This window comes from Terriglobia bacterium, assembly GCA_020073085.1.
In the GTDB taxonomy this organism is placed as follows: domain Bacteria; phylum Acidobacteriota; class Terriglobia; order JAIQFV01; family JAIQFV01; genus JAIQFV01.
Genome location: JAIQFV010000007.1, coordinates 130,261 through 143,030, shown reverse-complemented (window position 1 = coordinate 143,030; position 12,770 = coordinate 130,261). Strand labels below are relative to the sequence as shown.

13 protein-coding genes are annotated in these 12,770 nt (G+C 54.9%); 9 read left to right on the top strand and 4 right to left on the bottom strand.

The features are described 5' to 3' along the window. Positions 1–180 precede the first annotated feature (180 nt). Together ttcA and LAO21_09220 are read left to right on the top strand one after the other, a co-directional pair. The gene (gene ttcA / locus LAO21_09225; GenBank protein MBZ5552888.1) at positions 181–1,056 is read left to right on the top strand and encodes a tRNA 2-thiocytidine(32) synthetase TtcA; all 876 of its coding nucleotides are present in this window, start codon (positions 181–183) and stop codon (positions 1,054–1,056) included. A 222-nt stretch (positions 1,057–1,278) separates the two neighbouring features. After that, positions 1,279–1,539 (top strand): TIGR04076 family protein, encoded by a 261-nt coding sequence (locus LAO21_09220; GenBank protein ID MBZ5552887.1) that lies wholly within the window; start codon positions 1,279–1,281, stop codon positions 1,537–1,539. An 88-nt stretch (positions 1,540–1,627) separates the two neighbouring features. Here the strand turns inward: LAO21_09220 and LAO21_09215 are convergent, their stop codons facing one another. Then, positions 1,628–2,494 carry a DUF72 domain-containing protein gene (locus tag LAO21_09215; GenBank protein ID MBZ5552886.1) on the bottom strand — a complete coding sequence of 289 codons (867 nt, stop codon included), beginning with the start codon at positions 2,492–2,494 and terminating at the stop codon, positions 1,628–1,630. After that, positions 2,484–3,548, bottom strand: coding sequence for an AmmeMemoRadiSam system radical SAM enzyme (gene amrS, locus LAO21_09210; protein MBZ5552885.1), 1,065 nt, complete (start codon positions 3,546–3,548; stop codon positions 2,484–2,486). The genes LAO21_09215 and amrS overlap by 11 nt, the downstream gene beginning before the upstream one ends. Positions 3,549–3,783: 235 nt before the next feature. Between amrS and LAO21_09205 the strand changes: the two genes are divergently transcribed. Further along, positions 3,784–4,797, top strand: a complete 1,014-nt coding sequence (locus LAO21_09205; GenBank protein ID MBZ5552884.1) for an NAD-dependent epimerase/dehydratase family protein — start codon at positions 3,784–3,786, stop codon at positions 4,795–4,797. Here the strand turns inward: LAO21_09205 and LAO21_09200 are convergent, their stop codons facing one another. Next, positions 4,798–5,097, bottom strand: coding sequence for a DUF962 domain-containing protein (locus LAO21_09200; GenBank protein MBZ5552883.1), 300 nt, complete (start codon positions 5,095–5,097; stop codon positions 4,798–4,800). Positions 5,098–5,332: 235 nt separating this feature from the next. Between LAO21_09200 and LAO21_09195 the strand changes: the two genes are divergently transcribed. The 6 genes from LAO21_09195 to LAO21_09170 all read left to right on the top strand — a co-directional run bounded on the left by LAO21_09195 (position 5,333) and on the right by LAO21_09170 (position 10,895). Next, complete coding sequence (locus tag LAO21_09195) at positions 5,333–5,962, top strand: hypothetical protein (GenBank protein ID MBZ5552882.1); 630 nt, start codon at positions 5,333–5,335, stop codon at positions 5,960–5,962. Between the two features lie 197 nt (positions 5,963–6,159). Then, positions 6,160–7,899 (top strand): HAMP domain-containing histidine kinase, encoded by a 1,740-nt coding sequence (locus LAO21_09190; GenBank protein MBZ5552881.1) that lies wholly within the window; start codon positions 6,160–6,162, stop codon positions 7,897–7,899. A gap of 38 nt (positions 7,900–7,937) precedes the next feature. Then, on the top strand, positions 7,938–8,582 hold the full coding sequence (locus LAO21_09185; GenBank protein MBZ5552880.1) for a response regulator transcription factor: 645 nt from the start codon (positions 7,938–7,940) through the stop codon (positions 8,580–8,582). A gap of 657 nt (positions 8,583–9,239) precedes the next feature. Then, positions 9,240–9,599: a hypothetical protein gene (locus LAO21_09180; protein MBZ5552879.1), complete on the top strand. Its 360-nt coding sequence runs from the start codon at positions 9,240–9,242 to the stop codon at positions 9,597–9,599. Positions 9,600–10,014: 415 nt separating this feature from the next. Beyond that, complete coding sequence (locus LAO21_09175) at positions 10,015–10,449, top strand: hypothetical protein (protein ID MBZ5552878.1); 435 nt, start codon at positions 10,015–10,017, stop codon at positions 10,447–10,449. Between the two features lie 107 nt (positions 10,450–10,556). Further along, on the top strand, positions 10,557–10,895 hold the full coding sequence (locus tag LAO21_09170; GenBank protein ID MBZ5552877.1) for a DUF2203 domain-containing protein: 339 nt from the start codon (positions 10,557–10,559) through the stop codon (positions 10,893–10,895). Between the two features lie 59 nt (positions 10,896–10,954). Here LAO21_09170 and LAO21_09165 read toward each other — a convergent pair whose 3' ends face one another. Further along, the gene (locus LAO21_09165) at positions 10,955–12,595 is read right to left on the bottom strand and encodes a glycosyltransferase family 39 protein (GenBank protein MBZ5552876.1); all 1,641 of its coding nucleotides are present in this window, start codon (positions 12,593–12,595) and stop codon (positions 10,955–10,957) included. Positions 12,596–12,770 lie beyond the last annotated feature (175 nt).

Genomic DNA, 12,770 nt, shown 5'->3' with positions numbered 1-12,770 from the left:
TCGGGGCCCTGTCCGCCGGGTCATGTCTCGAACGGCTCGATGAATACAGATGGTGGGCCGGCAAGCACCGATCGAGTTGGCTTCAGGCCCTTGGTTCGTCCGGGCGCTCCCTTGACCCATTGAGCAAAGGAGCGCCCCCCCGAAAGAGGATAAATCTGTGGATTGTGAGAACGAAGAGCGATGACTTGCACTCTCATTCGTCCTGAAAGAAACGTGAACCGGGGCAGACTCGAGAAGCGACTGCTCCACCTGGTCGGGAAGGCGATCGGGGACTATCGGTTGATTGAGGATGGCGATCGCATCGGCGTGGCCGTTTCCGGGGGCAAGGACAGCTGGACCCTGCTGGAGGTCCTCGAACTGCTCCGACGGCGTGCGCCCGTGAAGTTTTCATTGGTGTGCATCCACGTGGACCAGGGGTTCAAGGATTTTCGTTACGACTGGGTGGCTGATTACTTGGAGTCCCGTGGTTTTGAATATAAGGTCTATCATTCCCACTCGTATCAAATGATCGAGGAAAAAATCGAGCCCGGAGTCACTTATTGCTCTTTCTGTGCGAGGATCCGGCGCGGCGTGCTTTATCGAGCAGCCCGGGAACTGGGCTGCAATAAGATCGCCCTGGGACACCACGCCGACGATGCCGTCGAAACTCTGCTTCTCAACCTCTTCTTTGAGGGGCGGCTGGCCTCCATGCCGCCCCGGCTCGTCGCAGATAATGGCGAATCCGTTGTGATTCGTCCCTTGATCTACGTCGCTGAAAAGGACCTTGCCACGTACGCTTATCAAGTCGACCCGGCGACACATCGGCCGCGGTATCCCATCGTGTGCTGTAATTGTCCGGTGTGCGGAGATGACTCCTTGAAGCGGCGGCGAATGAAGAAGCTTTTGCTGGATCTCGAACGGGAATATCCGATGATTAAAAAGAGTCTGTTGGGGGCCTTGGGCAACGTACATCCAAGACATTTGATGGATCTGAACCTGTTCGACTCCAGGGCCGCTGAAGCTCATCCGCAGACGGAGATGGGTCCTCACAAAACCACTCAGGCTCAGGAAAAATGATCGATTGGGTTCGTTCTCGTTGCTCACTCATTCGATTGAAGCAGGATCTTGATTTCCATAAGAAAGCCCCCTTGAATGACTTGCCATCCAGTCCTTGCAGGGCTCTTCCACTAAAGTGACACCTGCAGATTCTTGGGATCTGTCCCCTCTCCTCCTCACAAACAGGTTTACGACTCCTCTGAAATAGAAGAAAATAGGTGTACTTTTTGGAGGAGGCTATTTATGCACAAGGTTGTTGTGAGTATCAAGTCAATTGAAGGGAAATGCCCTCAAGAATTCAAAGTGGGGGACAGCTGGACGATCAGCGAGGGGAAAACGCCGGCGAATTTCTGTGCCTCGGCGTTCCATACAATTTATCCAACCCTGGTCATGATGCAGACGGGCGGTTCCCTTCCTTGGGCGGAAAACAAGGAACTCTCGGTAGTCGCCTGTCCGGACGCCACCAACCGGGCAGTATATGAATTGAAGCGAATCAAGGAATAAACCGAGCTGCTGTCTCGTCAGTTTTCAGGAGCAGGTCAATCCGCACTCCGAATTCTGCACTCCGAAATCCGAAAGGGCCGAGTGTTTTTCAGGCCCCCATCATCTCCAACCAAAGTTTCTCAAACAATCTCACCGAAGCCGGGGCGTGCCCGGCATAGTGGTTATTGAAGTAGAGATAGGCGGGAATTCCTTTCTGGAGCAGGCTCGCCAGCGGCGGAATCCAGCGCCGCATCTCGGCCGTCCGATCGAGAACGAGTTCATCAAATTCCTTCTTTTTCTCGCCGCTTTCAATCTTCGTTTTGATCAAATCATCAATCTCCTTGCGGTTTCCAATAAACCGGACAAATGCAAAGTCAGCGGTGAGCGGCTCGATCCCCATCTTCAGGATCTCGTCGAGCGCCGGCATGGTGTAATACGCCGTCAAGGCGAGGGCGACCCCATGCATTCGGAGACAGTCCAGGAGCGGGGGCTTCAGCCAATTCCCATTGCGGACCTCGACGACATACCGGAAGTCCTTTGACAACTTGGGCAGGAAATCCCGAAGCCGTCCAATGAAGTCCTCACCGGTCTTGTACTCGTGGGCGTCTTTTCCCTTGGCCACATACGCAAACTGAAGCACCAGCGGGCCGAGCTTTTCACCCAGGGGGGCCATGACCTCCAGAAACTGCTTCATTTCCGCGTCGCAATCCACGAGATATTTCTTGTGGGTGATGACCTCCGGCACCTTGGCCGAAAAGATAAACCCCTCGGGGGTCCTGCGGTTGAGGGAGTCGATCATGCGCGGCCCCGGCATGTGGTGCCAGGTGGAATCGATCTCAACGGTATGGAAATGCCGGGCATATTCTTCAATAAACTCAGCAGATGGGGTACCTGCAGGATAGAATACGCCGACCCAGTCGGTGGATGACCAACTGGACGTTCCCAGGTGAAGTGTGGATGGTAGATTACTGGACATCAAATCGAGAAGTCGCCCTCCTCGCTCTTGTGATTCGAGAGAAATGACCGGGGATCTGGGTCCCACAGTATCGGCAGGCCCCTTCAGGGGTCAGCTCATACGCCTTCAGATCGTGCCACGAGCGCCGAATCAAGGCCTTCCGACAATGTGGGCAATACGTAGTGTGAGATTCCTCGCACATGACGTTGCCCTCGTACACGAACTTCATCCCCCGCTCCATCGCCAGGTGGCGGGCGCGATGGAGCGTGCTATGAGGGGTTCGGGGTCTGTCCCGCAGCTTGAAGTCCGGATGGAATGCGGTGAAATGCAGCGGCACATGGTCGCCCAGGTTCTCCAGAATCCAGTCTGCCAGCTTCTTCGTTTCATCCTCAGAATCATTGAGCGTGGGAATCATGAGGTTGGTGATCTCGAACCACACCGATGTGTCCTGTTTCAACCGCTTCAGGGTCTCCAGGACGGGGTTGAGATGCGTCAGGGTGAGATGGGAGTAAAAATGCTCTGTGAAGGCTTTCAAGTCCACATTGGCCGCATCGATCCACTGGTAAACCTCGTCAAACGCCTCGGGCGAGATGTATCCATTGGTCACCATCACTGTTTTCAAGCCATGCTCGCGCGCGACCTTGGCGATGTCAATCACATACTCCGCCCAGATGGTCGGTTCGTTGTAAGTAAACGCGAGGGATGAACAGCCGCTGTACAGGGCGGACTCCACGACGGCCTCCGCGGACAGCAGGGAGGAGTTCACCTGGTCGGATCTGGCTTTTGAGATATTCCAATTCTGGCAAAAAAAGCATCCCATGTTACACCCCGCCGTTCCCATGGAGAAGATCTGGGTCCCGGGCAAGAAGTGATTAAGGGGCTTCTTCTCAATTGGATCCACATGGATCGCAGCGGGTTGACCATAGCCGAGGGTGAGCAGTCTCCCTCCTTCGTTCCGGCGGATGTAGCAAAAACCGGCTTGATTGTCCCCGATCTTGCAGGAGCGGGGACACAAGGTGCAGACGACCTTATGGTCGTTGAGAGGGGTCCACCATCGCGCTTCAACCGCGGCCATCACACCAGGCTTCCTTTCCGACCCGTTGTCCACGCTTCGATGGGTATGCTACTCCTCGCCGGAACCCGTGGCAAGCTCGTGAATCGGCGTGGTCCCAGCAATGCCCAGGAGCGTTCCCTTGAGGGTGCGCATGGAGAGATTGAAAAGGACCGGCGGGCGTGATAAAAGCTTACGAACACTTGCTGGACTCAGGTGTTCTTCATTTTCACTGGGCAAGAGGGGGCCCGGAGGGGTCATGGAGATTCGCGGGCTAAGAGCCTTGGTGACAGGAGCGTCGGGTTTTATTGGGGGACGGCTGTCGGAGCGCCTGGCGATTGAGGAGGATGTTCACGTTCGGGCCCTGGTTCGGAGCCCCGGGAAAGCTGGCCGGCTGAGAGGACTCCCCCTGGAAACGGTCGAAGGAGATCTCCTCGATGTCCCGTCGCTGCGCCGGACCGCTGCAGATTGCGACCTGGTATTTCATTGTGCGGCGGTAGTCCGGGAAGGAGGAGAACGGAACGAGTTTCTGCGGACCAACGTCGAAGGGACCCAGAATATTCTCATGGTGTCTTCCGAGGCGGAAGTGAAGAAGTTCATCCACTTCAGCAGCGTTGCAGTGTATGGCCTCGATCCGCCAGACGGAGCCAATGAAAGCACTCCGTACCAGCCCTGCGGCAATCTCTATTGTGACACGAAGATTGCTGCCGAAGAGGCCGTCTGGGATTCCTATCGCGAGGCCAAATTGCCGGTGGTGGTAATTCGGCCCGCCAATGTTTACGGTCCGCACTCGAACCCCTGGACCATCCGGCCCATCGAAATGATCAATTCGGGCCAAATGATCCTCATTAACGGAGGGAGCGGTCTCTGTAACTACGTGTTCATTGACAACCTGCTTGACGCCACCTTGACCGCGACCAGGCGCGACGACTCGGTGGGTCAGGTTTATTTGGTCAGCGACGGGACGGCTGTAACCTGGAGAGAGTTTTTTGGGTATTACGCCGCTATGGCTGGAAAGTCGGGAATCCGCTCGGTTCCCGAATGGGTCGCCCGGCTCATCGCACTCGGTATGGAGATGGGTTCAAAGCTCTCGGGGAAGCCCTCTAAGATTAGTCGCGAGGCCATTCGGTTTCTGACCCGCCACGCGCGATTCAGCATCGAAAAAGCGCAACAGGACCTCGGCTATCGACCCCGGATTTCCCTGGAAAAAGGAATGAGAGTGACCGAAGAGTGGCTCAGGGCAGCGGGGTATCTTCCGGCCGCCAACCGCTGATCAAGGGGAGGGCCGTGGCGTGAGGAGATTTCTGAGCGCTGACCCGGCCTTTTTGAGCACGAACAGAGGCCCTACCAGGAGATAAATGGGATTCTTGAAAAAAGCGGGCTGATTCCCTTCGATGAAGTGGCCCACAAACTGGAAAATCCATCCGGTGATAAAGAGGATCATTCCGATCTTCCAGTCAAAGAAGAGATAAACGAGAGAGGCGACAATCATCGGGATGCCGATATAGTGGGTCAGCCGATTGAGAGGGTGCTGGTGTTTTGCCCGGTAATTCTCCATGAAAGATGGGCTCATGATTCCCTCCGGAATCGCGGGTTCCGATGGAGAGCAACATCATAGGAAGGCTGCCGCGGGGTGTCAAACGGTTTCTGGCAGAGATCCATGGAAACGGGGTTCAATATCGTTTTTCCTTGTGCTATGATGACAGACTGATTCTGAAATCTTCGCTGTTTCGCACTTCCCGGCCCGCGGGTCGCAGGGAACAAATCCCCGTTCGGATGATTAAACCAGATTCCGGAGAGTTCATCATATGGGCGATCGATCCTATTTTTATTGGAAACGCCTGCATTCCTTGCTGGGCGTTGTGCCGCTCGGTTTATTCCTGCTGGTTCATTTCTACAATGGTTCCTATGTGTTTGCGGGGCGCGAAGCCTTTGACGCGCATCTAAAGAAACTCGACAACCTGCCTTACGTCTTTCCCTTTGAGATCGTCTTTATTTATGTACCGATCCTGTTTCACGGCTTTCTGGGCTTGTGGCTGGGCCTTCGTGCTAAATACAACAACATCCGCAATCCCTATCTCAGCAACTTGCGATACGCCCTGCAACGAATCAGCGGAATCGGGGTGCTCTTGTTTGCCTTCGCCCATGTATATATGACCCAGATCGCGCCACGCATTTACCATTACACCAGCCAGTATGATCATTTTACCGAGGGGATGAAAGAACCGGCAACGCTCATTGTTTACTTGTTGGGCATTTTGGGCGTCACATATCATTTTGCCAACGGACTTTGGACCTTTGGGATCACCTGGGGGATAGCGTCCGGGCCGCGGGCCCAGCGTGTCACGACGTGGGCGGCGATGGTCATTTTTGTCATCACACTCTTCATTGGTTACAATACGATTTTCGCTTTTCTGGGAAAAGGTATTCGGCTGTGACCTCGCGGGCACCATTGGGGTCGTCGCCCTCGGGGTGTGTCGTTCGGGGGGGGGCAGGGTTTGAGCGAAACGCTCGACAATGGGGTTCTGGGGGCGGGTTCCCTGTTCCATTTTACATTTTTTTACAATCAGGTGACATGTGAGCGGAAGGGCTCTGCTAGATTCATGCTCGAATGACGGCAAGGGGTAGCCATCCGATGAAAAGGCAATTCTCGCCAAAACGAAAGCTCATCGTCATCTGGACCCTTGCTATCATCCTGCCCATCATCATTTTAATCGTCTTTGAGTACATCTCCCTGTCCAACATCAAGAGCACACACGCCATCGATGCCGTGATTCAACGGGATTTCATGCAGACTCTGGAAGTGGTGGAGCGAAAGTCGTCGGCCGAGTTGAAAATATATGCGCGTTCCGTGGCGGATGAGCTGGGGGCAACGGACTTAAGCCAGACCCCCGATGCGGCGATCCATGCGAAGGTCGATGCCACCCTGGAACATTTTCCGTTTACCGATGCAATCTTCTATTTTGACAGCAGGCGTGGTCTGGTGATGAATGACCGGCAATCGCTGGAAACGCACATGGAATGCGATTTCCTGCGTTACAAGAAGGCCCTGATGGTCGAGATGTTGAGGACCGAACAATTTCACGAGAGCGTACGAAAACTGCAGGAGTATGCCTTGAGGGGGGAGTTCAAGCTCATCCCCACGGCGGTGCGGCGAAATGAGCATGACGACGTCAATATTGTGGTGTATTTTGTCCTCCCTCCGTACGACGATGACAGCTACCGAATCGGGGGCTACATCCTGGATACGCCCTTTTTGGCCAACGAGTTTTTCCCTCGGATCTTCCGGGAAATGGAAAGCGAGTCGACCTCGGGCGATCGCCGCAACCTGAAATCGACCATCATCGCCATCCATTATATCAACGAAGAGCAGAACATCATTGCCAGCTCCCAGCCGATTGACTCCTACAATTTTGAGGTGAAACGAATCATGGGCTATGGCGCGTGGCGCTTCTTCGTCGCCGCCATCAAGCCCAAAGGGGTCACGATCGAGGGGATCGCGGACCACTATATCCGCTGGAACTTTTTGCTGGTCACCTTCCTCGTGGTGGTGCTGATCGGAGGCATGCTCCTGACCTTGCGGAACATGGCCCGGGAGATGCAACTGGCTCAACTCAAATCTGACTTCGTGTCCAATGTCTCTCACGAGTTTAAGACGCCGCTTGCCTTGATCCGGCTCTTTGCGGAGACTCTGGAACTGGACCGGGTGAAGTCCACGGAACGGCAGCGGGAGTATTTCAGCATTATCCGGAAAGAGAGTGAGCGACTGACGCAGCTTATCAACAACATCCTGGACTTTTCACGAATCGAAGCGGGGAAGAAGGAATATAAGTTTGTGCGGCAGTCGATTTCTGAGGTCGTTCGCGAAACCATTGAGTCCTACCGCTTCCATGTGGAGCAGCAGGGATTTACGCTCAAGATGGACACCGACGACACCCTTCCCCCGATGCGAATCGACCGGGATGCCATTTCGCAAGCGATGCTGAATCTTCTCAACAACTCCCTCAAATACTCCACGGATGAGAAATCGATTACCGTGACCGTCAGCCGGGAAGGGCAGATGGCAAAGATCATGGTCGCGGATCGCGGCATCGGCATTGCGCGAGCGGACCAGAAGAAGATATTTGAGAAATTCTATCGGGCTTCAAACAGCCTAGTGCACGACACTAAGGGAAGCGGTCTCGGCCTGTCGCTGGTTCATCATATTGTCAAGGCCCACGGGGGCACGATCAAAGTCGAGAGCCGGGTCGGAGAGGGGAGCCGATTTGTCATCCAACTGCCCCTGCCGGAACCCGGGACAGGGGAGTGGTCCGCCTCGGACGAGAGCGAGGAATCGCATTCAACAACTGCAGCCCACACGGAGAATGTAGCGTGACCAAACCGAAAATCCTCATTGTAGAAGACGAACCGAACATGGTGATGGGCCTTACGGACAACTTTGAGCTGGAGGGTTACGAGGTCATCTCCGCCAACGATGGAGAAGCCGGTCTGAGTAAGGCCATGGGTGAAAAACCCGATCTGGTCATTCTCGACATCATGATGCCGAAAAAGAGCGGGTTGGACGTCTGCAAAGAGCTGCGGGCCAAGGGCTATACCATGCCGGTGGTGATGCTGACGGCGCGCGGACAGGAAATCGACAAGGTCGTCGGCCTCGAGCTGGGCGCCGACGACTACGTGACGAAGCCGTTCAGCATCCGGGAGTTGCTGGCCCGGGTGAAGGCAGTCCTGCGCCGGATCGAGGGCCGCAACCAGGGGATCGAACAGTATCGCTTTGGTAATATCGAACTCGACTTCGTGAAGCACCAGGCCATCCGGAACAAACGCCCTCTCGACCTTTCCACAAAGGAATTTGAACTCCTGAAATACTTCGTCCAACATCGCGGCGAAACACTCAGTCGCGATCGGCTTCTGGACGATGTGTGGGGTTATGACCAGTATCCGACCACGCGAACGGTGGACAACCATGTGGCGAAGGTTCGGCAGAAAATCGAAGAGAAGCCATCCGAACCGAAATTCATCATCACCATCCACGGGACCGGCTACAAGTTTCTCGGCTAGCTTTTTGCCTCCCCCGTGTCCACTCACCTCCTCCTCCGGACCAGCTCCGCTCGGTCCTTATGTCCGAGCGTGGGTTCCCCGAGTCGGCTTTCCTGCCGTATGAACCCGGACCTCAAACTTGAAACCGCAGAGGTCCCATCAGGAGAAGCAGCCAATCCTGCCAGGTCCAATTTATTGAACGCCTCAGTCCGATCGACGCTTTGATTCGCCGACGAATCCGGACGCCTCGCCCACCAGCGGTGCCGGCCCGACTCAGGAGGGGAGTCAATATTTTCCGGCGAGGATGGGCCGGTAAGATCCAGGTTCACTCGGGAGACAAACAATTACACGAGATCTCCCTGCCTCTTGAAACAATTGGAATGATATTTCGTCTAATCAAATGAACACGAAATCCATGGGGTGGGCTCGATGCGGATTCTTCTCTGTCAATCGGGTGGCCGGAACCAAGGGTGGTCCCGGTGCCGGTGTGAGTCGAAAGCGAATCCCCTGTTTGAAATTCGTCTCGGGTAAAGACCTTGGTATGTTCGATGGCGCGAGAAATAACTCAAGATAAAGGGGGTGGTCAATCGAGACATTCCCGTTTAAGAAAGTGAACGACTGGCGTTTTGCCAACTTGCTCATTTGGATCGCTAACTGGATGTGAAGGGAGACAAAAAAATGAAAAAACAAATGAAATGGAAGATCTCAATTTTGACCTTGGCTGTTCTTTTGATGGCCAGTGTTCCAGCCTTAGCAAAGGATTCTGTGACGGTAACGGTGACCCATCCACTCTCATTTCACGGCGGTCAGGTGGCTCCTGGGGATTACAAGGTAAGCTGGGTGACACACAGCCCGGATGCAACTGTGACATTCAAGCACTCCGACAAGGTTGCGGTCACAGCGGATGCCCGCCTTGTGGATCGCGATGAGAGGTATTCCACCAGTGCGGTTGTTTATCAAAACAACAGCGACGGAACTCGAACCCTTCTCGAAATCCGCATTGGAGGAACCAAACAGGCTCTGGTTTTTGCACAATAGGACCAGTGCGAGGGGGGGAGAGCTGAAGAGCTGGGTGTTGTTTGGAAGATACGGATCTCTCCCCCGTTTGTACCGGGGTAAGTTCGGCACAGGTGGAGTGCGGCATGAAAGGGATTTCTGAGCCTCTCCTCCCGTCGATAAGTTTTCTTCCCGGCGCATTCGCCAGGGTAGAGATTCCCGCCATTCCTTCCAAAATCACCCCATCCCAGGGGCCCTTTGTCAATTCCCCGATCCTGAGGCTTTTTCTTTCAGAATGGTTTTTGCAGGGCGACGCTCGACGGCCCCTCTGCTGTTTACACACTGACTTTAAGGCTGGGGAAGACCTCTACAAGTTTGGTATAATGCCTCGTGGGCCCAGTGAAGCTGTGCGTTGACACGCCCAAACCAGCCCTTAAGCGTCAAAAGGTAGGCAAACATGGCATGTCCCTTTTTTTTCCCCTTGGAGCCGATGGACCACCGGCGATGGCCTGGCCGACCGGAGTCCCCCCTGGGAGACGGATTTGTGGGAGAGTGTCGTGCCGAAAGTGCGGCTGCCCTCACTCCGGAGGATTCAATCCAGAAGGAGTTCTGCAATTTTGGCTATCCTGGAGGATGCCCGCATTTCCCCGAAAGACATCCCTACCAGGCGGTCCGCTTCGCGATGATTCATGACAAGAACGGAAGAATGGTGGCCAGCTACATTTTGGAAGACAATCATCGACCCTATATGCACGGGGAATTGGTCTTCAACGTTACCACCCGACAGATCGAGAATCCGCACTCCGATTCCATTATTCATCGTCAATCGACCTGTTATTTTGAATCCTTTCTCCGAAAGAAGCCGGCGGTAAGGCCGTCGCCGGGATCGTGACGTATTCCTGAACAGACCCTGCGTGCCCGAGAAAGAGGAACTTCCCGGGCGCTCCCTTCGATCATCCATCAGCCCCGAGAAGAAGGACCAACCGCCGTTACATCCCTATGACCGAAAAGAAGATCTTTACCTATCAAGAAGCCAGGCAATTGATCCCGTACGTCTGGAAGGTAACTCACGATGCTTTCCAACAGATCAACGGAATTACAGAGGAGTTGCGCGCTGCTGCGGCCGAAGAGCATCGGACCGAACTGGAAGAACGATACGAAATGATCGTCACTTCCTGGGCGGACCAGATGAAGAAGCTGGGGTGTGAAATCAAAGGGCTCTGGCTCGTCGATTTTGATAATGGCAAGGGGTATTATTGCTGGAAATATCCCGAAAAGGCGCTGGACCACTACCACACCTATGAAGACGGCTTTACAGGGCGGATGAGAATTAACTAAACTCGTGATGTCCCCAAGGAAGCCCTCCCCCTCATCCTTACTCATTTTGTGATGCCCGCTCATTCCGATTGACGTCTGATCCTCAAGACCGTAATTTCTCTGGATTGATATATCAAGTCACCCACAAGCGGCGAGACATTGGCTCCGCGGTTGTTCGATGTTCGGGACGGCAGAACGAGGAATACAGCATCCTCTGACTTCTGGCGCAAGACCTCTTCGACCGAGGTTGCCGGTACGGGCGGAGGTGCCAGGTAGAAATCAAGTCCGTAGCGGGCAGCCCGAGGAACATCGAAGACATACACACGCGGCGATTGGGCGACTTGATGTATCGCTTGTGCCGCGGGGCGTGTTGAGATCTCTCCATCAAGGCGGGGTAGGAAGTAGGAGGTGGAGACGATCACCAGAATGGTCATCACCAGCACATGGGCGCCGATTGCGATTGCCAGACCGCGTCTGTGAATAAGACAGCCCGTCAGGATGACAATCATGAGGGCGGCGGTGATTCCAATGGTCCACCTCAGGCTGTTCAGGGCGAGCCCGAACCGGGAGATGATCTGGTGTGAAAAGATCAGGAGGGCTGTGAAAAATAATCCTTCGAACGTCAGGGCGCCCCGAAGGGGCCACGGGTTTCGCCTTTTGAACCCAGCAGCAGGGGCTTGCTGATTTACGGAGAAGAGGGAACTGCCCAGGACGATGGAGAGGGGAATCAGCACCGGAAGAATGTATCCGGGGAGCTTGGATCGGGCGACTGTAAAAAATACAAAGGGAATGGCCATCCACAGACATAGAAAGGCCCTTTGAGGATGGCTTCTCCAGCTATTGAAATTGAAGAGTTCACGGGTTCGACCCCCGGGCAAGAGCAGGAGAAAGGTCCACGGAAGCATCGCCCCCAGAATGACGGGGACATAGAACCAGAAAGGGCGCGAGTGCTGGAATTCGTTGGTCGCAAACCGCAAGAGGTTATGGTGGATAAGGAAGGTATCGACGAATGCCCATCCATTCGCCCGATAGCACAGCAAAAACCATGGAAGATCGACGGCAGCCATCAGTGCAATTCCCAGGGGGATCTGAAGTTTCCCGATCTCCCTCCATCTCCCGGAGATACAGAAATAGCCGAACAGGATGGCCGTGGCGAGCACGACGCCCACCGGGCCCTTTGCCAGGACTGATAAGCCGAGAGACAGGTAGGCCAGGGTGGCCCTGGAGATCGATGGAGTAGCGGACGGGTCCGAGAGCGTCACCCAAAAGAGGATCATGGCGATGCTGAATGTGGCGGTCAGAAGCATGTCCGTCGAGGCAGCGCGGGAGAAAGCAATGGCGCCGAGGCTGGTGGCAAACACGATGGAACTCAGCCACCGGGTTTCAAAGTTAAGAATCGGCCGGGTCCCCAGGAACAAGGTCAGGGTCAAGAGGAGGGCGGCTGCCGCCGAGGGGAGCCGGGCCGCAGTCTCATTCACCCCCCAAAGGGAATAAGCCGAAGCCGCCAGCCAGTAATACAGCACCGGTTTTTCAAACCACGGCTGCCCCAGGAGCCGTGGAGTGATGAAATCGTGCGATTGCAGCATCTCCTTGGCTACTTCGGCGTAGCGTGGCTCATCAGGGCCCGTCAGCCCCATGGCGTCCAGCCGGAGAAAACAGAGCAGGAGGATTACCCCTAACCCCATGGTCAGGAAGATCAGGCGGGTCGGACGGTTGAGCATGTTCGGTTTCTCATCAAGCCGGTTGACTGCGGTTCTCGGGAAGCGTTCATCCGTGCCACGATGGGCGGAGTAATGATACTATACTATCCTGTCTCGAGACTGAACGCCACACTTGGGGATGCTGTCATCACATATCGCTCAAATCGCTAGCCGCAGTCTGTGACCTAATCCAGAA

Coding starts and splice junctions, on each gene's coding strand:
- ttcA (MBZ5552888.1), top strand. CDS start 181: ATGACTTGCACTCTCATTCGTCCTGAAAGAAACGTGAACCGGGGCAGA.
- LAO21_09220 (MBZ5552887.1), top strand. CDS start 1,279: ATGCACAAGGTTGTTGTGAGTATCAAGTCAATTGAAGGGAAATGCCCT.
- LAO21_09215 (MBZ5552886.1), bottom strand. CDS start 2,494: ATGTCCAGTAATCTACCATCCACACTTCACCTGGGAACGTCCAGTTGG.
- amrS (MBZ5552885.1), bottom strand. CDS start 3,548: ATGGCCGCGGTTGAAGCGCGATGGTGGACCCCTCTCAACGACCATAAG.
- LAO21_09205 (MBZ5552884.1), top strand. CDS start 3,784: ATGGAGATTCGCGGGCTAAGAGCCTTGGTGACAGGAGCGTCGGGTTTT.
- LAO21_09200 (MBZ5552883.1), bottom strand. CDS start 5,097: ATGAGCCCATCTTTCATGGAGAATTACCGGGCAAAACACCAGCACCCT.
- LAO21_09195 (MBZ5552882.1), top strand. CDS start 5,333: ATGGGCGATCGATCCTATTTTTATTGGAAACGCCTGCATTCCTTGCTG.
- LAO21_09190 (MBZ5552881.1), top strand. CDS start 6,160: ATGAAAAGGCAATTCTCGCCAAAACGAAAGCTCATCGTCATCTGGACC.
- LAO21_09185 (MBZ5552880.1), top strand. CDS start 7,938: ATGGTGATGGGCCTTACGGACAACTTTGAGCTGGAGGGTTACGAGGTC.
- LAO21_09180 (MBZ5552879.1), top strand. CDS start 9,240: ATGAAAAAACAAATGAAATGGAAGATCTCAATTTTGACCTTGGCTGTT.
- LAO21_09175 (MBZ5552878.1), top strand. CDS start 10,015: ATGGCATGTCCCTTTTTTTTCCCCTTGGAGCCGATGGACCACCGGCGA.
- LAO21_09170 (MBZ5552877.1), top strand. CDS start 10,557: ATGACCGAAAAGAAGATCTTTACCTATCAAGAAGCCAGGCAATTGATC.
- LAO21_09165 (MBZ5552876.1), bottom strand. CDS start 12,595: ATGCTCAACCGTCCGACCCGCCTGATCTTCCTGACCATGGGGTTAGGG.